The sequence below is a fragment of the Comamonas odontotermitis genome, assembly GCF_020080045.1.
GTDB classification, from domain to species: domain Bacteria; phylum Pseudomonadota; class Gammaproteobacteria; order Burkholderiales; family Burkholderiaceae_C; genus Comamonas; species Comamonas odontotermitis.
Map to the genome: position 1 here is coordinate 3,566,470 of NZ_CP083451.1, position 20,483 is coordinate 3,586,952.

22 protein-coding genes and 1 pseudogene are annotated in these 20,483 nt (G+C 62.5%); 4 read left to right on the forward strand and 19 right to left on the reverse strand.

Annotated features, from left to right (window positions below):
• Positions 1 to 18: 18 nt before the first annotated feature.
• Both LAD35_RS16440 and LAD35_RS16445 read left to right on the forward strand, forming a co-directional pair.
• Positions 19 to 1,194, forward strand: a complete 1,176-nt coding sequence (locus tag LAD35_RS16440; RefSeq protein WP_224150057.1) for an MFS transporter — start codon at positions 19 to 21, stop codon at positions 1,192 to 1,194.
• Positions 1,195 to 1,215: 21 nt separating this feature from the next.
• The gene (locus tag LAD35_RS16445) at positions 1,216 to 2,268 is read left to right on the forward strand and encodes an aldo/keto reductase (protein ID WP_224150058.1); all 1,053 of its coding nucleotides are present in this window, start codon (positions 1,216 to 1,218) and stop codon (positions 2,266 to 2,268) included.
• Between the two features lie 131 nt (positions 2,269 to 2,399).
• Here the strand turns inward: LAD35_RS16445 and LAD35_RS16450 are convergent, their stop codons facing one another.
• The 6 genes from LAD35_RS16450 to rpsP all read right to left on the reverse strand — a co-directional run bounded on the left by LAD35_RS16450 (position 2,400) and on the right by rpsP (position 6,779).
• Positions 2,400 to 3,377, reverse strand: a complete 978-nt coding sequence (locus LAD35_RS16450; RefSeq protein ID WP_224150059.1) for a CobD/CbiB family protein — start codon at positions 3,375 to 3,377, stop codon at positions 2,400 to 2,402.
• 47 nt (positions 3,378 to 3,424) lie between these two features.
• Positions 3,425 to 4,102, reverse strand: a complete 678-nt coding sequence (locus tag LAD35_RS16455) for a CoA pyrophosphatase (RefSeq protein WP_224152748.1) — start codon at positions 4,100 to 4,102, stop codon at positions 3,425 to 3,427.
• Between the two features lie 276 nt (positions 4,103 to 4,378).
• Positions 4,379 to 4,762, reverse strand: coding sequence for a 50S ribosomal protein L19 (gene rplS, locus LAD35_RS16460; RefSeq protein ID WP_224150060.1), 384 nt, complete (start codon positions 4,760 to 4,762; stop codon positions 4,379 to 4,381).
• Positions 4,763 to 4,882: 120 nt separating this feature from the next.
• Positions 4,883 to 5,656 carry a tRNA (guanosine(37)-N1)-methyltransferase TrmD gene (gene trmD, locus LAD35_RS16465; protein WP_224150061.1) on the reverse strand — a complete coding sequence of 258 codons (774 nt, stop codon included), beginning with the start codon at positions 5,654 to 5,656 and terminating at the stop codon, positions 4,883 to 4,885.
• A 116-nt stretch (positions 5,657 to 5,772) separates the two neighbouring features.
• Entirely contained in the window at positions 5,773 to 6,345 is a 573-nt protein-coding gene (rimM, locus tag LAD35_RS16470; RefSeq protein ID WP_224150062.1) for a ribosome maturation factor RimM, read from the reverse strand.
• Positions 6,346 to 6,527: 182 nt separating this feature from the next.
• A complete protein-coding gene (gene rpsP / locus LAD35_RS16475) occupies positions 6,528 to 6,779 on the reverse strand; it encodes a 30S ribosomal protein S16 (protein WP_184707700.1) in 252 nt (83 codons plus the stop codon).
• A 107-nt stretch (positions 6,780 to 6,886) separates the two neighbouring features.
• Here rpsP and LAD35_RS16480 point away from each other — a divergent pair.
• Positions 6,887 to 7,401: pseudogene (locus LAD35_RS16480) on the forward strand (N-acetyltransferase family protein).
• Positions 7,398 to 7,853, forward strand: a complete 456-nt coding sequence (locus tag LAD35_RS16485; RefSeq protein WP_224150063.1) for a TM2 domain-containing protein — start codon at positions 7,398 to 7,400, stop codon at positions 7,851 to 7,853. Before LAD35_RS16480 ends, LAD35_RS16485 begins: the two are co-directional and overlap by 4 nt.
• Positions 7,854 to 7,859: 6 nt before the next feature.
• Here LAD35_RS16485 and LAD35_RS16490 read toward each other — a convergent pair whose 3' ends face one another.
• The 13 genes from LAD35_RS16490 to LAD35_RS16550 all read right to left on the reverse strand — a co-directional run bounded on the left by LAD35_RS16490 (position 7,860) and on the right by LAD35_RS16550 (position 20,483).
• On the reverse strand, positions 7,860 to 8,762 hold the full coding sequence (locus LAD35_RS16490; protein WP_224150064.1) for an alpha/beta hydrolase: 903 nt from the start codon (positions 8,760 to 8,762) through the stop codon (positions 7,860 to 7,862).
• 64 nt (positions 8,763 to 8,826) lie between these two features.
• Entirely contained in the window at positions 8,827 to 9,837 is a 1,011-nt protein-coding gene (locus LAD35_RS16495) for an inorganic phosphate transporter (RefSeq protein WP_224150065.1), read from the reverse strand.
• 12 nt (positions 9,838 to 9,849) lie between these two features.
• A complete protein-coding gene (locus LAD35_RS16500; RefSeq protein ID WP_184707707.1) occupies positions 9,850 to 10,497 on the reverse strand; it encodes a DUF47 domain-containing protein in 648 nt (215 codons plus the stop codon).
• 126 nt (positions 10,498 to 10,623) lie between these two features.
• Entirely contained in the window at positions 10,624 to 10,989 is a 366-nt protein-coding gene (locus LAD35_RS16505) for a DMT family protein (protein WP_184707709.1), read from the reverse strand.
• 214 nt (positions 10,990 to 11,203) lie between these two features.
• The gene (locus LAD35_RS16510) at positions 11,204 to 11,935 is read right to left on the reverse strand and encodes an ABC transporter ATP-binding protein (protein WP_224150066.1); all 732 of its coding nucleotides are present in this window, start codon (positions 11,933 to 11,935) and stop codon (positions 11,204 to 11,206) included.
• Between the two features lie 2 nt (positions 11,936 to 11,937).
• Entirely contained in the window at positions 11,938 to 12,717 is a 780-nt protein-coding gene (locus tag LAD35_RS16515) for an ABC transporter ATP-binding protein (protein ID WP_224150067.1), read from the reverse strand.
• A 15-nt stretch (positions 12,718 to 12,732) separates the two neighbouring features.
• The gene (locus LAD35_RS16520; protein WP_224150068.1) at positions 12,733 to 13,809 is read right to left on the reverse strand and encodes an ABC transporter permease subunit; all 1,077 of its coding nucleotides are present in this window, start codon (positions 13,807 to 13,809) and stop codon (positions 12,733 to 12,735) included.
• A 12-nt stretch (positions 13,810 to 13,821) separates the two neighbouring features.
• Complete coding sequence (locus LAD35_RS16525) at positions 13,822 to 14,751, reverse strand: branched-chain amino acid ABC transporter permease (protein WP_184707717.1); 930 nt, start codon at positions 14,749 to 14,751, stop codon at positions 13,822 to 13,824.
• Positions 14,752 to 15,262: 511 nt separating this feature from the next.
• Entirely contained in the window at positions 15,263 to 16,195 is a 933-nt protein-coding gene (locus LAD35_RS16530; protein ID WP_224150069.1) for an electron transfer flavoprotein subunit alpha/FixB family protein, read from the reverse strand.
• A gap of 172 nt (positions 16,196 to 16,367) precedes the next feature.
• Positions 16,368 to 17,117 carry an electron transfer flavoprotein subunit beta/FixA family protein gene (locus LAD35_RS16535; RefSeq protein ID WP_224150070.1) on the reverse strand — a complete coding sequence of 250 codons (750 nt, stop codon included), beginning with the start codon at positions 17,115 to 17,117 and terminating at the stop codon, positions 16,368 to 16,370.
• A gap of 96 nt (positions 17,118 to 17,213) precedes the next feature.
• A complete protein-coding gene (locus tag LAD35_RS16540; RefSeq protein ID WP_224150071.1) occupies positions 17,214 to 18,446 on the reverse strand; it encodes a CaiB/BaiF CoA transferase family protein in 1,233 nt (410 codons plus the stop codon).
• A 58-nt stretch (positions 18,447 to 18,504) separates the two neighbouring features.
• Positions 18,505 to 19,317, reverse strand: a complete 813-nt coding sequence (locus LAD35_RS16545; protein WP_224150072.1) for an oxepin-CoA hydrolase, alternative type — start codon at positions 19,315 to 19,317, stop codon at positions 18,505 to 18,507.
• The gene (locus LAD35_RS16550; RefSeq protein ID WP_224150073.1) at positions 19,317 to 20,483 is read right to left on the reverse strand and encodes an acyl-CoA dehydrogenase family protein; all 1,167 of its coding nucleotides are present in this window, start codon (positions 20,481 to 20,483) and stop codon (positions 19,317 to 19,319) included. The genes LAD35_RS16545 and LAD35_RS16550 overlap by 1 nt, the downstream gene beginning before the upstream one ends.

Here is a 20,483-nt window from a genome sequence, read left to right on the forward strand (position 1 = left end):
ACTGAAAGGAACTTCCCCATGCCCGTATCCCTACTGGCACTCGCCGCCGGCGCCTTTGGCATCGGCACCACAGAATTCATCATCATGGGCCTGCTCACCCAGGTCAGCCAGGACCTGGGCATCAGCATTCCCACGGCAGGCACCCTCATTTCGGGCTACGCCTTTGGGGTGGCCGTGGGCGCGCCAGTGCTCACCCTGCTGACGCGCCACTGGCCGCGCAAGCAGTTGCTCCTGAGCCTGATGCTCATCTTCATCGCGGGCAACGTGGCGGCGGTGTTTGCGCCCAACTACGGCTCGCTGATGGCTGCACGCGTACTCACCTCGCTCACGCACGGCACTTTCTTTGGTGTGGGGGCCGTCGTTGCCACCAGCCTGGTGCCCAAGGACAAGCAGGCCTCGGCCATTGCGCTGATGTTTTCCGGCCTGACGCTGGCCACCCTGCTGGGCGTACCCGCCGGCACCTGGATCGGCCAGCATTTTGGCTGGCGCATGGCCTTTGCCGCTGTGGCCGTGGTGGGAGTCGTCGCGTTGGGCATTCTGGCGTTGTTTGTGCCACGCGACCTGAAGCAATCGGCCCCTGCCGCGCTGCGCGATGAACTGTCGGTACTGGCAAGCACCCCACTGTGGCTGGGTCTGGGCATGACGGTGTTCGGCTTTGGCGGCGTATTTGCGCTCTACACCTATGTGGAGCCGCTGCTCTCGCAGATCACCCACATGGGCAACACGGGAGTGGCGATCACCCTGCTGCTGTTTGGCGCTGGCTCGGCCGTGGGCAACATCGCTGGCGGCAAGCTGGCCGACCGTGGTGTGGTGCGGGCGCTGTGGATCACGCTGGGTGGTCTGGTGGCAGTCCTGGTGCTGGGCCGTTGGGCGTTTGGCCAGTCGGGCGCCGTGGCCATGGCCTATGTGGCAGCGCTGGGCGTGGTGGCCTTTGCCACCGTGGCCCCCATGCAGATGCGCGTGATGCAAGGCGTGGGCAGCCAGGGCGCCACCTTGGCGTCCAGCCTCAATATTTCGGCCTTCAATCTGGGCAACGCGCTGGGCGCCTGGGTGGGTGGCAGCCTGATTGCGGGCGCGGGCCTGCTGTCGATAGCCTGGGGGGCCGCTGCGCTGTCAGCCCTGGGCTTGGTGCTGGTGGGCATGAGCCAGCGCCGCACGGCTGGTGTGGCATGTGCCGCCAGCGCTTCTGCATAAGCTTTTCAAAAGGGTTTTGCCATGGAATACCGTTACCTCGGCCAATCCGGCCTGAAAGTACCCGCGCTGGGCCTGGGCACCGGCACCTTTGGCGGGCAAGGCCCGCTGTTCTCAGCCTGGGGCCAGAGCGGCGCAGACCATGCCCGGCGCATGATCGATATCTGTCTGGATGCCGGCCTCAACCTGTTCGACAGCGCCGATGTGTACTCAGACGGCGCATCGGAGGCCGTGCTGGGCGAGGCGCTCGCCGGGCGTCGCCAGCACGCCATCATCTCCACCAAGGTCGGCCTGCGCACCGGCAGTGGGCCCAATGATGCAGGCAGCTCCCGCCAGCACCTGGTGAGCGCGGTGGAGGCAAGCCTCAAGCGCCTCAAGACCGATTACATCGACCTTTTACAGTTGCACGCGTTTGACGCCCACACGCCGGTCGAACAGGTGCTGCAAACCCTGGACCTGCTGGTGCAGGCAGGCAAGGTGCGGTATGTGGGCGCATCCAACTTCTCGGGCTGGCAGTTGATGAAATCGCTGGCTGCCGCCGACCGGCGCGGCCTGCCGCGCTATGTGGCCAACCAGGCCTACTACTCGCTGATTGGCCGTGACATGGAGTGGGAGCTGATGCCGCTCGGCCTGGATCAGGGTGTCGGCACCATGGTGTGGAGCCCGCTGGGCTGGGGACGGCTCACGGGCAAGATTCGCCGTGGCCAGCCCATCCCTGAACAGAGCCGCCTGCACCAGACCGAACAGTTTGCACCGCCCGCGGCCGCCGAGCATTTGTACAAGGTGGTCGATGCGCTGGAGGCTGTGGCGCAAGATACCGCCAAGAGCGTGGCCCAGGTCGCCATCAACTGGCTGCTGCAGCGCCCCACGGTCGCCAGCGTATTGATTGGCGCGCGCAACGAAGAGCAATTGCAGCAGAACCTGGGTGCCGTGGGCTGGCAGTTGAACGCCGAGCAGATGCGTTTGCTCGATGACGCCAGCGCCGTGATGCCGCCCTACCCCTACTACCCCTACTGGAACGGCCAGTTCAGCGAACTGGCGCCGCCTGCGGTGCGCTCCAGCGTGCAAACGCTATAAAAAATAGTGCTGATGGCGCTTATTGTGTGTGCGCCGCTGCCTTCAAACATCAAAAAAGCCTGCGAGGCCGGTCACACGGTTCGCAGGCTTTGCTGCACATGCAAGCTGTTCGCCGGCCACCCAGGCAGCTATCACCCCAGCAGCCGCGCCAGGGTCAGGAGCGCCAGCAGCAGCATCCACACCACCACCGAGCGCCACACCAGGCCCACCACGCTGCGCAGGTGTGCCACTTCCGGATCGCGCCCCGGCGTGGTGGAGCCGTCGCCCTGCAGCAGGGCAGCATCGCCAGCATCGAAATCGGCCGTGCGTGCACGCAGTGCGGCGCCGCCCAGGCGGATGTCGATGGCACCAGCGGTGGCGGCCAGGATCACGCCATCGTTGTCGTTGGGAAAGTGCTGGGTCTGAAAGCGCCAGCCATCGATGGCTTCTTCAAAATTGCCGACGATGGCAAAGCTCAGCGCGGTCAGGCGCGCGGGCAACCAATCCACCATGGCCCAGGCGCGGGCCGCCACATCCTGAAAGGCGCCGTGCGCCAACTCGCTGGCCTGGGCGGGCTTGATGGCAAAGCGCGATACATATTCCGCCATACGGTAGAACACCGCGCCCGCCGGGCCCAGACCCAGGGCCGAGCCAATGGAATAGCAGGCCAGCACGCCAAACACATGGCGGTGCGCGGCCAGCACGGAATATTCGATCACATGGCGCACGATCTCGCTGCGCGGCAGTTGGCCCACATCCACTTGCTGCCAGGCCGCCAGATACTGGCGAGCCTGCTCTTCATCGCCCGATTCCAGCGCATCGCGGATACGCGTGAAATGGTGGCTGAACTGGCGAAAACCCAGCGTGACGTACAACACCACCACATGCCACACCATGGCGAGCGGCCAGCCCACCAGCCAGGTCAGCAGCCAGTGCATGCCCAGTGACAGCCCCGTAGGCAGCAACACCGCCACGCACCAAGCCAGCCAACCGTGGCGCTGCTGGCCTGCATCCAGATTGCGGCTGATCCACTGCACCCAGGCGCGCACGGCTGCATACACCGGGTTGTCGCGCGACAAGGGCTTGGCCTGCTCCAGCAGCAAGGCGATCAGCGTGGCAAAAAAACTCATGGTCGGTGATCATACCGGCTGATCTGCAACATACAAGTAGTTACTAATCAGCGCGGCGCCTGGAAGGCCAAAAAACGGTACAGATTGCGCAGCATGCCTGCAGTGGCGCCCCAGATGAAGCGCTGGTGGCCGGACAGCGGATCCTGGTACGGCATGGATAACCAGCGCCGTGACAGCTCGGGCGTGTCCAGTTGCTGCCACTGGTGGTGCGCCGGATTCATCAAAAACGACAGCGGTACCTCGAAGATGTCGTCCACCTCGCCCGGATTGGGGGCAAGTGCGAACGGCGGCGTGACGAGCCCCACCACAGGCGTGATGTCGAAACCCGAACCCGTGGCGTAGACCGGCAGGCTACCCAATACCTCGACCCGGTCGCGCGCCAGCCCCACCTCTTCCCAGGCTTCGCGCAAGGCGGTGTCATTGGCGTTGTGGTCTTCCGGATCCTGACGGCCTCCGGGGAAGGCAATCTGTCCCGAATGGTTGGACAGGCCTGTGCTGCGCTGGGTGAGCAGCACATGGATCTCCTGCCGCTGCACGAGCGCAACGAGCACGGCCGCCTTGGCTGGCGGCTTGCTCGTCCAGCGGTGCTCATTGCTCAGCTCCGGCTGCCAGTCGAGACTGCTGCCGCCAAACGCCTGGCGCAGATGCTCGGCGCTCAGGCATGCTGGCGCCACAGCGGGCAGGCCGGTATCGACCTGCACCACCGGCACCGTGCGCGGATCCATGATGGGGACTACTTTTTTGATAGCTGTCTGCGCTTTCTGGACGGACGCGAGTGGCTGATTCTGTTCAAAACTTGCCATCGCAGGCTGGCTGCTGGAATTCTTGTTCATGCGAACCTCTTTCCCGCATCATAAGAAAACCGTGGCCCGCTTGCCGAGCAGGGTTGTCGCTTGAGCTCGATTGTGGTCGCGACACAAGCCACTTGGCCAAGAGGGCGACCATGAAAAAAGCCGCTACGGCTTGTACCGTAGCGGCTTTCAGCACTGGACTGCGCAGAATTATTCTGCTGCAACAGCTGCTGCCTTGCGTGCTGGCAGCTTTTCCTTGATACGGGCAGACTTGCCGCTGCGCTCGCGCAGGTAGTACAGCTTGGCACGGCGCACATCGCCGCGACGCTTCACTTCGATGCCGGCGATCATAGGGCTGTAGGTCTGGAACGTACGTTCCACGCCTTCGCCGCTGGAGATCTTGCGCACGGTAAAGCCGCTGTTCAGACCGCGATTGCGCTTGGCAATCACCACGCCTTCGTAAGCCTGCACACGCTTGCGGGTGCCTTCAACAACGTTCACGCTCACGATCACGGTGTCGCCAGGGGCAAATTCAGGAATGGTCTTGTTCAGACGAGCAATTTCTTCTTGCTCGAGAATCTGGATCAGGTTCATGGTTTCATCCAACGATCTTGCACGCGCCATGGAATTGGCAGCTGGGACATAGAGTTACCAGCGTATTGCTTGGTTCACCATTGAACAAAGCGGCCGGGCAGAGGATCGGTAAACCGGCAATTATAGTGGTTTTGGCAAATTCGCCAACACCTGCTCGTCTTTGCGGGTCAATTGGCCACGCGTACGGGCCGCCTCCAGCAGCTCGGGGCGGTGCCCAGCAGTGATGCGCAGGCTCTGTTCGCGGCGCCAGCGCTCGATATGGGCGTGGTGGCCCGACAGCAGTTCGGCAGGCACCGGCTGGCCGTTCCACACCTCGGGCCGCGTGTAGTGGGGACAATCGAGCAGGCCGTCCAGCGCGGGGTTGAAGCTGTCCAGCTGGTGGCTGCCCTCGTCGTGCAGCACGCCCGGTTGCAGGCGGGTTACCGCATCCATCAAGGCCATGGCCGCAATCTCGCCGCCCGAAAGCACAAAATCGCCCAGGCTCAGTTGCACGTCCACAAACTGGTCGATGAAGCGCTGGTCCACGCCTTCGTAGCGGCCACACAACAAAATAGCGCCCTGCGAATCCGACCATGCCTGCACTTCGCCATGGTTGATCGCGCGACCAATGGGCGAGAACAGTACGAGCGGCGCAGGGCCATCGCCCTCGCCTGCCTGCGCACGTTGGGCACGGATGGCAGCCAGGCAATCGGCCAGCGGCTGCGCCATCATCACCATGCCGGGGCCGCCGCCAAAGGGGCGGTCATCCACCCGGCGGTAATTGCCGGGCGCGTAATCGCGCGGGTTCCAGCAATGCACTGCCACCTGGCCGCTCTGGTAGGCACGGCGCGTGACGCCTACCTCCAGAAAAGGGGCAAACAGCTCAGGGAAGAGGGTAATGATGTCAAAGCGCATACAAGCAATCCTTCCCCGCGCTCAGGCAGCGCACATCCCATGAAGCGGAAGCCGCCCAGCCACGCACACCCGACCCAGGCCTGCACCGTGCGCACGGCAATACAGGAGCTGTTCCATTAGTAATCAGGCTGCCAGTCGACCGTGATGCGCTTGTTGGGCAGCGATACCTCGTCCACAAAGGCATTCACGAAGGGAATCAGGCGCTCCTGCGCCTTGCCTTCTTCCTCGTAACCTACCACCAGCACCGTCTGCGGGCCGGTGGACATCAGATCCTTGACGGTGCCCAGCGCCAGCCCTTCGCGGTTCACCACGGCCAGCCCCATCAGATCGACCCAGTAATACTCGTCGTCATCGGTCTTGGGAAACTCGGCACGCGAGATGAAGACGCGCGCGCCCTTGAGCTTCTCGGCCTGGTCACGGTCATCAACGCCTTGCGCCCAGCCCACCATGCCGTCTCCATGGAAGCGGGCCTGCCGCATCTCCAGCGAGGCCACACCCTGAAAATGGCGGGCGCCTTTTTCCGGTGGCTGAATGAACCAGTGCTTGGCCTTGAGCAGTGCTTGCGGATCGCTGCTGAGCGCAAACACCTTGAACCAGCCCTTGACGCCCCAGGCATCGGCAATGCGTGCCACTTCAATGGCATCGTCTGGCAGGGTGGCGGGCGACAGAATGAGTTCGGTAGCAGGCATGGCAAAAATGGCAGTGCGAAAGGTGGCCTCGCGCGCCACACACAGGGTGTGACCACGGCGTCCAAAGGATTTTCTCCCTGGAAGCGGCCCGGCGATAAAAAACGGGCCGTAGTGCTTGTCGCAACTAACGGCCCGCGCGGAGGGTTGCGCATGAAGCGCAACCGATCCGGAGAGATGGCGTATTAAGCAGCCTTGGCAGCGACTTGCTTGGCCAGACGTTCCACGGTTGGAGAAGCCTGGGCGCCCACGCTCTTCCAGTAAGCCAGACGATCCAGCGCCAGGCGCAGACCTTCGGTGCCGTCCTTGGCTTGTGGGCTGTAGAAACCCAGGCGCTCGATGAAAGCACCGTCGCGACGCACGCGCTTGTCAGCAACCACAATGTTGTAGAACGGACGGGCCTTGGAGCCGCCGCGGGAGAGTCGAACTACGACCATAATAATCCTTCGGGTGGTGAAATTTTTTGCCACGTTTGAGACACGCGACTAGCCACCCGGCCAGCGACACGCAGCAAAGCTCCGCATTATACAAACTTCTGGAAAACATGCCAAGCGTTCGGATCAGCACCGCCCAAGACATTCCTGCCATCACCCGCATCTATGCCCACCATGTGCTGCACGGCACCGGCAGCTTTGAAACCGAAGCGCCAGGCGAATCCGAAATGATCCGCCGCCGCGAAGAGGTGCTGCAGCGCAAGCTGCCTTACCTGGTTGCAGTCGGAGACGATGGACAGGTGGTGGGCTATGCCTACGCCAACTGGTTCAAGGCGCGGCCCGCCTACCGATTCTCGGCGGAAGACTCGATCTACGTGGCAGACGGACAGCACGGCAAAGGCATTGGCAGGCTTCTGATGCAGGCGCTGATCGACGCATGTGAGCAGGTCGGTGTCCGCAAATTGATTGCAGTGATCGGCGATTCGGGCAACCATGGCTCCATCGGTGTGCACACCGCTGCCGGTTTCGTACCGGTGGGCACCATGCGAAGTTCGGCCGCTGGCTGGACATTGTGATGATGGAAAAAACCCTGGGCGCTGGTGACAGCACGCCCCCTGCCCCATGAAATCTGCAAAAAACAAGACCCTCGCCACTTGGCTGGCCTTTCTGGGTGGGCCGCTGGGCCTGCACCGTTTCTACCTGCATGGCCTGGGAGACACGATCGGCTGGCTGCTGCCCATTCCCACCGCCCTGGGCCTGTACGGCATGGAGCGCATTGCTGCCAACGGCATTGACGACCAGATGAGCTGGCTGCTGGTGCCGCTCCTGGGCTTTACCATTGCAGCCTGCTCCTTGATGGCCATCATCTACGGGCTGATGGCACCCGAAAAATGGAACGCGCGCTTCAACCCCTCGCTCGATCAGGAGGCCGCACCCGGCCGCACCAACTGGATCACGGTGTTCGGCATTGCCGCTGCGCTGATGATCGGCACCGCCATCCTGATGGCCAGCTTCGCCTACAGCTTTGAGCACTATTTTCAGTACCAGATCGAAGAGGCGCGCAAGATTTCCCAGTGAAGATTGCTATTGTTTTTGCAAATGGCGGTTGAGAAAGCCAAAGACCTGCGCCTCATAGGCCTGTGGGGCAAAGCGATACAGATCGACATGCCCCGCACCAGGCACGACCCACAACTGCTTGGGCTCCGCAGCTACTGCAAACATCTGTTCGGTCTCGGCCTGCATGGTGTAGCGGTCGTCGGCGCCACCAGCCACCAGCACGGGGGCAGCAAGCTGCGCCAGATGGTCGACAGGCCGCACCTGGTCTGCCGCCAGGCCCAGACGCAGCGGCATCTGCCCCAAAAGCAAGGGCGACACCACCGCCGATAACGGACCCAGGCGCTCCCGCACACGGTTGTCCACCGCAGTTTCAATTCGGGTGAACACAGCTTCCAGCACCACCGCATCGGGAGGACGTCCCTGGTGCGCCAGCAACAGGCCCGCGCCACCCAGTGATGCACCGATGACGCCCAAGCGCTCGTGCGGGAGGCGGTTGCGCAGCCAGTCGAGGGCACTGCGCACGCCTGCAGCCTCTTTCGGCCCGAAGCTGATCATGTCGCCATCACTCTCGCCATGCGCGTACAGATCGATCAGCAGGACTGCGTAGCCACGTTGATTCAAGGCGCGCGCCCGGGGGAGCATGGCGCGGCGGTCTGCCCGCACACCGTGCAGCAACAGCACTGCGCCACGTCCAGGCGCCCCATCCGCATACCAGCCTCTGACGAGCCCTTCCGCTGAGCCAATCTCTACAGCCTGCGCATTCCAGCCCTCAGGCACGGGCCCCACAGGGTGCTGCTGCGGCTGGGCGATCCAGCTTCCCGCCGCCCAGGACACTCCTGCCACAGCCACCAACCCGGCAGCAGCTACCGCCAACCAGCGCCAACCACGAACCATCGGGCGCGCACCGCGAGAAACTGTGGAATCAGCCATACGTCAATGAAAAAAAGGTTGGCCGATCATATCTGCCAACCTTTTGCACCTGATGTGCCAATCCTTAGTACAGCTGTAGGCTGACCCAGTACGCGAACGCGGCGACAAAGGCGGCTGCCGGAATGGTCAGCACCCAGGCCCAGACGATATTGCCTGCCACGCCCCAGCGCACAGCGCTGGCACGCTGCGTGGAGCCCACGCCGACGATGGCCCCGGTGATGGTGTGCGTGGTGGATACGGGCACGCCCAGCGCAGTGGCAATGAACAGCGTCATCGCGCCACCGGTTTCAGCGCAGAAGCCGCCCACGGGCTTGAGCTTGGTGATCTTCTGGCCCATGGTCTTGACGATGCGCCAGCCGCCAAACATGGTGCCCAGGCCGATGGCCGCGTAGCACGAGACAATGGTCCACAGCGGTGGCTCGGCGTCGTTGGGCGACGCGTAGCCGGTGGACAGCAGCAGCAGCCAGATGATACCGATGGTCTTTTGCGCATCATTGCCGCCGTGGCCCAGGCTGTAGGCACCGGCAGACACCAGTTGCAGCCGGCGGAACCATTTGTCGACGCGACCGGGTGTGGCGCGGCGGAATACCCACGCAACGATCACCATCATCAAGGAGCCCAGCAAAAAGCCCAGCAGCGGCGAGACGAAGATGAAGGCAATCGTCTTCCAGATGCCGCTGGCAATCAGCGAGCCCGCGCCAGCCTTGGCAATGACCGCGCCAACAATGCCGCCGATCAGCGCGTGGGACGAACTGGACGGAATGCCGTAGTACCAGGTGATGACGTTCCAACTGATGGCACCCACCAGGGCGCCGAAGATCACGTGGGTGTCGACAATACCCGGCTGCACGATGCCTTTGCCAATGGTGGCAGCCACGCTCAGGTGGAAGACAAAGATGGCAACAAAGTTGAAGAATGCCGCAAACACCACTGCCTGGGTGGGCTTGAGCACGCCGGTGGAGACAACGGTCGCAATCGAATTGGCCGCGTCGTGAAACCCGTTCATGAAGTCGAACAGTATGGCAAGCGCCACCAGCACGACAATCACCCACAGGGCGGTTTGCATCGGTTCCATGGGGCTGCCCGATCAGGAGTTTTCGAGAATGATGCCTTCGATGTGGTTGGCCACATCTTCGCACTTGTCGGTGATGGTCTCGAGCAGCTCGTAGATCGCCTTGAGCTTGATCACCTCGCGCACATCGGGCTCTTCACGGAAGAGCTTGCTCATCGCAGAGCGCATCACGCGGTCAGCATCGCTCTCGAGGCGGTCGATTTCTTCGCAGGTCTTGATGGCCGCTTCGGTCGTGGCCGGCTCGGCAATGCGGTCGAGCATCTTGACGGCATCGCGCACGCGCTCGCAGCACTTGACGCTCAGGTCGGTGAGGCGGGTGATTTCCTCGGTCATGTGGCGCACGTCGTACAGCGCCATGGTTTCGGCCGAATCCTGAATCAGGTCCGCCACATCGTCCATGGTGTTGATCAGCGCGTGGATCTGCTCGCGGTCAATCGGGGTGATGAAGGTCTTGTGCAGGGTGCGGTTGACTTCGTGGGTCACACGGTCAGCGGCACGCTCGGCGTTGTCCACATCCTGGTTGTAACGCTCGCGCAGATGCGGATCGTTGTAGTTGGCCACCAACTGTGCAAATGCATGGGCCGCTTCGACGATGCGGTCCGCATGTTGGTTGAACAGTTCGAAAAAATTACCTTCGCGCGGCAAGAGTTTGCCAAAGAGCATGGGGGCACCTATACGGTTTCAATGCGGGAGAGGGATGACGGACGGGAGATCCGCCCGGGAGGGAAACAGTTGCTGCACTGCACAATTCATCAATTTTAAATGCAGCTGTCATTATTTTGTCTCAATTCAGGCAGCACCCCGAAAAACAAAGTAGACCGCGCCCAGGAGGCACAGCCCTGCCCAGAGGTAATCGAGCTTGAGCGGCTGGTCCAGAAACCAGACCGAAAACGGCACAAACACCAACAGGGTGATGACCTCCTGCATGATCTTGAGCTGGCCCACATTGAACTGCGTGGCGCCAATGCGGTTGCCGGGAACCTGCAGCATGTACTCAAAAAACGCAATGCCCCAGCTGACGATGGCGGCGATATACCAGGGCGAAGTGGAGAGGTTCTTGAGGTGTCCGTACCAGGCAAAGGTCATGAACACGTTGCTAAGGACCAGCAGCAGCACCGTTTGCACGGGCACAGGAATGGACTGGAGGAAATTCACACAATCACCTTGAAAAAGTTGCGCCATTGTCATGCAAGTGGCCGCTTTTTGCTGCCACGTGCCGCTGCGGCAACACTTTCATCAGCAGATTTCATCGTCAGCCCTTTCCCGTAAAGCGCCAGACGCTATCAAATCATGAGCAATAAAAAAGCACCGCCATGCGGTGCTTCTGATCGACTGTCGGCTGTCTGCGGGCTCTTCTGCCCGGCGCGCCCTACTCGCCCAGGTAGGCGGCGCGCACGCGCGGATCGGCCAGCAACTCCTGGCCCGGGCCGGTCATCGTGATGATGCCCGATTCCATCACGTAGCCACGGTCGGCAATGGCCAGCGCGCGGCTTGCGTTCTGCTCCACCAGCACGATCGTCACGCCCATGGCGTACACATCGCGCACCACTTCGAAGATCTTGTCCACCATGATGGGCGACAGCCCCATGGATGGCTCATCGAGCAGCAGCAGCTTGGGTTGCGCCATCAGCGCGCGCGCCATGGCCAGCATCTGCTGCTCGCCGCCGGACATGGTGCCCGCCAGCTGGTCCTTGCGCTCGCGCAGACGCGGGAAGATGTTGAACATTTTCTCGATGTCGGCCAGGATGCCCGCCTTGTCCTTGCGCAGGTAGGCCCCAAGCATCAGGTTGTCGGTGATGGTCTGGCGCGTGAAGACACCCCGCCCTTCGGGCACCATCACCAGGCCCTTGGCCACCAGATCCCAGGCACCCAGGCCCTTGATGTTCTGGCCCAGGAACTCGATCTGGCCGTCGTTGATCGCCTGCGTGGCGGTCACGGCCTTCATGGTCGTGGTCTTGCCCGCGCCGTTGGAGCCGATCAGCGACACCAGTTCGCCCTCGTGCACCTCAAAATCCACGCCCTTGACAGCCTGAATACCGCCATAGGCCACCTTCAGCCCGCGTACCTTCAACAACACCGGGTTGCTTGTCTTGTCCGTCATGCTCAATGTCCTCCGGTGCCCAGGTAGGCCTCAATCACTTTTTCGTCTTTCTGCACTTCGGCAGGCGTGCCCTCGGCCAGGCGCTTGCCATAGTCGAGAACGGTCACCCGGTCACACAAGCCCATCACCAGCTTCACATCGTGCTCGATCAGCAAGATCGTGCGGCTGTCTTTGCGGATGCGGTCGATCAGCTCGCGCAATTGCACCTTTTCGGTGGCATTCATGCCGGCGGCCGGCTCGTCGAGCGCGATCAGCTGCGGATCGGTTGCCAGCGCGCGGGCAATCTCCAGGCGCCGCTGGTCGCCATAGGACAGGGTGCGCGCCTTGTAATCGGCATAGCGCTCGATGCCCACGTACGCCAGCAGTTCGCGGGCACGTTCCTTGATCGCCATTTCCTCGGCCTTGAAAGCCTGGGTGCGGAAGATGGCGCCGATCAGACCGGACTGGCTGCGCACATGGCGCCCCACCATCACGTTCTCGAGCGCCGTCATCTCGGCAAACAGACGGATGTTCTGGAACGTGCGCGCAATGCCCGCCTTGGCCACCAGGTGCACTGCCGTCGGCTGGTAGGCCGTGCCTGCCAATTCGAAGGTGCCGCTATCGGGCGTGTACAGGCCCGTGATCACATTGAAGAACGTGGTCTTGCCGGCCCCATTGGGGCCAATCAGGCCGTAGACCTGGCCGCGCTCAATGGTCAAACCCACATCGGACAGCGCCTGCAGACCGCCAAAGCGCTTGGAAATACCTGCCACTTTCAGTGCAGGAGCGTGTGTACTCGTCATGCTCTATTCTCCTGCTCAGTCTTTCTGGATGGCGCTCTTGCCGTGTTCGGGCGCGGGCCACAGGCCACGCGGACGCAGCAGCATCACCACGATCATCGCCACGGCAATCAGCAACTGGCGCAGGATGGAGGCGTCAAGCCGCCCATCCGTCAGCTGCTGCAGCGGGCCAGCCACATAGCGCAACACCTCTGGCAGGGCCGACAGCAGCACCGCGCCCAGAATGACGCCGGGAATATGGCCCAGGCCCCCCAGCACCACCATGGCGACGATCATGATCGACTCCATCAGGCTGAACGATTCCGGAGACACAAAGCCCTGGAAGCCCGCAAACATGGCGCCGGACACGCCGCCGAACGTCGCGCCCATGCCGAATGCCATCAGTTTCAGGTTGCGGGTGTTGATGCCCATGGCCTTGGCGGCGATTTCGTCTTCGCGGATCGCCATCCAGGCGCGACCGATACGCGAGTCCTGCAGACGGTAGCAGATGGCCACGCTGGCCACCACCAGCACCAGGAACAGGTAGTAGTACAGGGTGACGGACGAGACCGTATAGCTGCCGATCTCCAGCGGCTTGGCAAAGTCAAAGCCGAAGATCTTGATCGAATCGATCTGACCCAGGCCCTTGGGGCCGTTGGTGATGTTGACAGGCTGGTCCAGGTTCAGCATGAAGATACGGATGATCTCGCCAAAACCCAGGGTCACGATGGCCAGGTAATCACCCCGCAGCTTGAGCACCGGAAAGCCCAGAATCATCCCCGCCAGCGCTGCCAGCAGCGCCGCCAGCGGAATCACCAGCCAGATCGAGGTGTGCAGCCCATTGGGGAACATGGCCTTGAAGCCTTCGAATGTCTCGGCCAGATGGGGCGAAGCCATCAGGCCCAGCATATAGGCGCCTACCGCGTAGAAGGCGACATAGCCCAGGTCCAGCAGGCCGGCAAAGCCCACCACGATGTTCAGGCCCAGGGCCAGCATCACATAGAGCAGCGCCAGATCGGCAATCCGTACCCAGGCATTGCCAAAGTACTGCAGGATGAGCGGTAATACCAGGAGCGCAACCGCGCCCAGAATCCATTGTGCTTTGTTGTTCTTCATGCTGTGTTCCCCTTACGCACGATCGGCCACACGCTCGCCCAGCAGGCCCGAAGGACGCAGGGTCAGCACGATGATCAGCACAATGAACGAGAAGATGTCGACATACTGGCTGCCCAGGATGCCGCCGGTGAGTTCGCCGATGTAACCGGCGCCAATGGCCTCCACCAGGCCCAGAATCATGGCGCCCACCACGGCGCCAGCCAGATTGCCGATGCCGCCGAACACTGCGGCGATGAACGCCTTCAGACCCGGCAGGAAACCCATGGTGTGCTGGGCAGTTCCATAATTCGATGCCCACAGCACGCCTGCAATCGCCGCCAGCACGGCACCGATCACGAAGGTGGCCGAAATCACCATGTCAGGCTTGATGCCCATCAAGGCCGCAACGCGGGGGTTTTCCGCCGTGGCACGCATGGCGCGGCCCAGGCGGGTGTAGTTGACCAGGTACATCAGCACCGCCAGCACAATGGCCGTCACGCCCAGCACCAGAATCTGGGTCGGCGTGATCACCGCGCCCGCCACTTCAAAGGGCTCAGCCGGCAGCAAGGTCGCATAGGGCTTGTAGTTGGGCTTCCAGATGATCATGGCCAGCGTCTGCAGCAGGATCGACATGCCGATGGCCGTGATCAGCGGCGCCAGGCGCGGGCTGTTGCGCAGCGGCCGGTAGGCCAGCTTTTCAATCGTGAAGTTGAGCACTGCCGCCACCACACAGGCAATCAAGGTGGCAATCAGCAGGATGATCCAGCCGGGCGTATCGGGCATGGCGCCCTGCATCCAGCCGATGATGCTCCAACTCGTCAGTACACCGATCATCAGCACTTCGCCGTGCGCGAAGTTAATCAATTGAATAATGCCGTACACCATGGTGTAGCCCAAGGCTATCAAAGCGTACATGCTGCCCAGGACCAGACCATTAATGATCTGCTGCAGCAAAATGTCCATAACCAACCCTTCACCAGTTGAACCACGATGGCAAAGACTGCATTCACCTGGTGATTACCCTGTAATACAGACCGCCTCTAACCGCGATAACAGTTTTATGCGGATCGCAGGAATTCTATCGACGGGCCGGTGTTTTCAAGCTCTTTCGCCGCTAGCGCTTTCCCTAGTCATTTGCGCCCAAAGGTCACGAAAATTGACGCTTTTGGTATCTCCTCCTAGGGAATTCACCAGTAATAAAGATATAAGCACGATGAATACTTACAAATAACTTACACCACCCGTGATTCCTTATTGATGACGCGCAAAAGAGTGCGCGGTATCAGTGCAAATGCCATTCCCGGTATTTACACCGGCTGAAACATCGGCTGGATGCAAGGCAGTTCCTTTCGAACCCAGCAGGCGCCCTGCTCTGTTGCGGGGCCTGTGCCGCCCTCTGACAAGGCTCCGTTTCCAGGCAGCGCCGCGGAATAAAAAACGCGGCCAGGCCGCGTTTTTTCCGAAAGGGCTGAAATTACAGCTTGCCCGCCATATCGGGTACCGCCTCGAACAGGTCGGCCACCAGGCCATAGTCAGCCACGCTGAAGATCGGCGCCTCCTCGTCCTTGTTGATCGCCACGATCACCTTGGAGTCCTTCATGCCCGCCAGGTGCTGGATCGCTCCCGAGATGCCCGCTGCAATGTACAGCTGCGGCGCCACGATCTTGCCCGTCTGGCCCACCTGCAGGTCGTTGGGCGCGTAGCCCGCATCCACCGCCGCGCGGCTCGCGCCAATGGCCGCGCCCAGTTTGTCGGCCAGCGGGGTGATGACTTCGTTGAACTTTTCCGCACTGCCCAGCGCCCGCCCGCCCGAGACGATGATTTTGGCAGCCGTGAGTTCGGGCCGGTCGTTTTTGGTGACTTCGCGGCCTGCGAAGGCGCTTTTGCTGCTGCCCTCGACAGCGGCCACGGTTTCGACGGCTGCCGTGCCGCCGGTGGCTGCTGCTGCATCAAAGCCGGTGGTGCGCACGGTGATGACTTTCTTGCCGTCGGTGCTTTGCACGGTGGCTATGGCGTTACCCGCGTAGATGGGGCGCTCGAAGGTGTCGGGGCCGTCTACCTTGGTGATGTCGCTGATCTGGGCGACGTCGAGCTTGGCCGCTACGCGGGGAGCCACGTTCTTGCCGCCTGCCGTGGCGGGAAAGAGGATGTGGCTGTAGTTGCCTGCAATGGCGAGCACTTGCGCTGCCACGTTTTCGGCCAGGCCGTCCTTGAGCGATGCGCCTTCAGCGAGGATGACTTTGGCAACGCCTGCGATCTGGGTTGCGGCCTGGGCTGCAGCGGCTGCGCCTTCACCCGCCACGAGGATGTGGACGTCGGCTCCGCAGGCCTTGGCGGCCGTGACGGTGTTGAGGGTGGCGGGTTTGATGCTGTGGTTGTCGTGTTCTGCAATAACGAGAGCGGTCATGTCTATCGTCCTTCAATTCAATGTGTCGGTATCGTTTGCGGCCTTCAAAACTGGCGGTCCCGTGCGGCGGGACGACTAGCAAGGGCCGCCCCGCAGCCGGGGCTGCCCCAGCGTGGTCGTCGTCCCCCTGGGGGGAAGGCGCCGCAGGCGACTCAGGGGGGATGGGTGAAGCTTAGATGACTTTGGCTTCGTTCTTGAGTTTGTCGATCAGGGCCGAGACGTCAGCGACTTTGACGCCTGCGCCGCGCTTGGCAGGCTCTGCCACTTTGAGGGTTTTGATGCGAGGGGTCACATCCACGCCCAGCTCTTCGGGCTTGACGGTGTCGAGCTGCTTTTTCTTGGCCTTCATGATGTTGGGCAAGGTGACGTAGCGCGGCTCGTTCAGACGCAGGTCGGTGGTGATGACCGCTGGCGTTGTCAGTTGCAGGGTTTCGAGGCCGCCGTCGACTTCACGGGTGACGCTTACCTTGTCGCCCGCGACTTCGACCTTGGAGGCGAAGGTGGCCTGGGGGAGGTCTGCCAGCGCTGCGAGCATCTGGCCGGTCTGGTTGCAGTCGTCGTCGATGGCTTGTTTGCCGCAGATGATGAGGCCGGGTTGCTCTTTGTCGACCAGGGCTTTGAGGAGCTTGGCAACGGCCAGGGGCTGGAGCTCTTCGGTGGTCTCGACCAGGATGCCGCGATCGGCGCCGATGGCCATGGCCGTGCGCAGGGTTTCCTGGCATTGGGCCACGCCGCAGGAGACGGCGATGATCTCGGTGACGACGCCTTTTTCCTTGAGGCGCACAGCCTCTTCCACCGCGATTTCGTCAAACGGGTTCATGCTCATCTTGACGTTGGCAATGTCCACTCCCGTGCCGTCGCTTTTGACGCGCACTTTCACGTTGTAGTCCACCACGCGCTTGACGGGTACCAGTACTTTCATAGTCGCTATCCTCTAAAGTTAATCATCAAGAAGCCTGTCATCGCCCGTCAATCAAGCGCAAACAGCTATCAAATCAGAAGCACTCATCAGGCAGAATCATTCGGGCAGCGTCAGCACGCCCTGCGCCTTCAAGGCCTGCAGTTGTTCGTCGGTCATGTTCAGCAGATTCTGCAACACTTCGCGCGTGCCTTCACCCAAGGTGGGTGGCGCATGGCGAATCGGAAGACGCTCGCCATCCATGCGATAGGGAGGCGCCATGACATGGGTCGATCCGGCCACCGGGTGCGGCATCTGCTGCACCACGCCGCTGTCCTGCGTGCGCTGTGAGGTGAGCGCCTCGTGCAGCCCCAGCACTTCGCCGCCCGGGATTCCGGCTTTCTGCAGGCGAGAGAGCAAGGTGGCGCGCTCGAACGTGCCCAGCAGTTCGATGATCATCGGCAGCAGCAGCTTGCGGTGCTTGGCGCGCTCCACATTGGTGGCAAAACGCGGGTCTTCGACGATGTCGGGGCGCATCACCACCTGGCGGCAGAACTTCTCGAATTGCGCGTTGTTGCCCACGGCAATGATCAGCGGCCCGTCCGACGCATAGAACATGCCGTAGGGCACGATGGACGGATGGGCATTGCCGTAGCGCTCGGGGTCCTTGCCCATCAGCAGCGCATCGAGCCCGTAGTAGCCCGTCACCATCACGCCGCTGTCGTACAGCGACATTTCGATCTGGCGGCCCCGGCCGGTGCGCTCGCGTGCAAACAGCGCAGCCAGCACGGCCTGCGCGGTGTACAGGCCGGTGGTCATGTCCACCACGGCCATGCCGAACTTCAGAGGTGGCTGGCTGGCTTCGCCGTTCATCGCCATCAGGCCTGCTTCGCCCTGCACCAGAATGTCGTAACCAGGGCGCGCGGCTTCTTCCGTGGCGGTGTTGTAGCCAGTGACCGAGCAGTAGATGATGTCGGGCTTGACGGCCTTGATCTGCTCGTAGCCCAGGCCCAGCTTTTCGGCGCCACCGAACTTGAAGTTGTGGATAACCACATCGAACTGCGGCACCAGCTCCAGGATCAGCGCCAGCCCTTCGGGCTTTTGCAGATCGACGGTGATGGACCGCTTGTTGCGGTTCATGCTGTTGTAGTAGGTGGTTTCGGTCTTGCCGATGCGCAGGCCCCAGTCGCGCGTGTCGTCGCCTCGGCCAGGGTGTTCCACCTTGACCACATCGGCGCCGAAGTCGCCCAGCACCATGCCGCACAGGGGGCCGGCAAATACGCGGGAGAGGTCGAGCACCTTGATGCCGGTCAACGGCCAATCGGCGCTGGTTTGAGTTTGGGCTTCACCCATTTGCATGTCTCCTTGTGATGAAATCGTGCGCTAGCGCCCGTCCCACCTACGCTATCAGCTATGGTTTTCGAATCTTCACATAATCTGCCGGGCGTTTTTCCAGAAAGGCGGTGATGCCTTCCAGCGCCTCATCCCTGCCCTGCGCGCGCACCATCAGCTCGGCTTCCATGTCGAGCTGCGCTTCCAGCGTCTGGCTGTAGGCGGCGCGGCATAGCTGCTTGATGCTGCCCATGGCCATCAGCGGCCCGCTGGCCAGTTGGGTGCCCAGCGCCACGGCCTCCTGCAAGGCGGCGCCGGGCTCGGTCAGGCGGTTGACCACCCCCAGCTGCTGCATGCGCTCGCCGCTGACGCGGTCGCCAGTCAGGCACATCTCGGTCAGCAACTGGCGCGAGAGGTGTTCGGCCAGAAATGCCGTGGCGCCACCGTCGGGCGAGAGGCCCACTTTCACATAGGCCACCGAAAACACGGCGTTGCGCGCCACCACCATCATGTCGCAGGCCATGGCCAGCGACAGGCCCGCACCCGCTGCCGCGCCTTCGACGGCTGCAATCACCGGCTTGGGGCAGTCGCGCAGTGCGCGTACCAGGTCGTGCAGGCCTTCGAGCAGTTCGCGGCGCTTTTCAATCGGTTGCTCGCGGCGCGTGGCGATACGGCGCAGATCGCCGCCAGAGCAGAAATGCCCGCCTGCGCCGGTCAGCACGATGGCGCCCACCGAGTTGTCGGTGGCTGCGGCTTTGAGGGCTTCGGTCAGGCCCAGGTAGAAATCGGGTGAGAGTGCGTTGCGCGCAGCCTCATTGTTGTTGGTGAGCACCAGCACGCCGCCTTCGCGGCGCGCCAGCAGCGCGGGTTGTGCGTTGCCTGCGGTGCTCATCAGGCGGCCTTGCGGGTATTTTGCGCAGCGCGCTCCTGGGCCTGCAGCTCCATGTAGCGCGCCAGGTGGTGGTCCATGTCGCCCAGTTGGTGGTCGATCATGATGAGGCGCTTGGCGTAGTGCGCCAGCGGCAGCTCCCAGGTCACGCCGATGCCGCCGTGCATCTGAATGGCTTCTTCCGCCATCAGGGTGCCGATCTGGCCCACGCTGTACTTGGCAGCCGAGAGCGCTTTCTCGCGCTCGATGGCGTCGGGGCTGTCGATCGCCGCAGCCGCGTTGATGACGGCCGAGCGCGCCTGCTCCGCCTCCAGCAGCATGTCGGCCATGCGGTGCTGCAGTGCCTGAAAGCTGCCGATGGGCACGCCAAACTGCTTGCGCGTGCGCAGGTATTCGAGCGTGTGGTTCTTGGCTACGTCCATTGCCCCCAGCGATTCGGCAGCCAGCGCCAGCAGGCCGAAGCCGGTGATGCGCTCCAACAGGGCATGGCCTTCGCCTGCCTTGCCCAGCAGCGCATCGGCGCCTACCTTCACGTTGGCCAGCGCCACCTCGGCAGCATGACCTCCGTCAATACGGCCATAGCCACGGCGGGTGATGCCTGCGGCATCGCCCGGCACCAGAAAGAGCGAGATACCGGCCTTGTCGTCCACAGCGTCCGCCGTGCGTGCAGACACCAGCAGCAGTTGCGCCTCGTCGCCAAACAGCACCACGGCCTTGCTGCCGTTCAGCACCCAGCCGTTGCCGCCCTGCTTGGCCGTGGTGGCCACGCGGTTCAGCTCGTAATGGTTGGCAGGCTCGTCATGCGCCAGCGCCGCAATCGTCTCGCCGCCAATGATGGCTTCGAGCTGTGCCTTCTGCGCGTCGGTGCCCGCTTCGGTCAGCGCACGGCCCACCAGCAGCGCGCCCAACAGGGGCTCGGCCACCAGATGGTTGCCCAGCGCCTCGAACACCACGCTGATGTCCACGCCTTCGCCGCCAAAACCGCCGTCGGATTCCTTGAACAGCGCACCGATGGCGCCCAGTTCGGCCAGCTTGGCATAGGTTTCGGCGCTGAAGCCCTTGGCCCCGTACGCAGCCTTGTTGCGGTATTCGGTGCCGTACTGCTCGCTCAGGTAACGGTTCAGCGCATCCGCCAGCATGCGGCGGTCTTCGTCCAGTTGAAAGTTCAT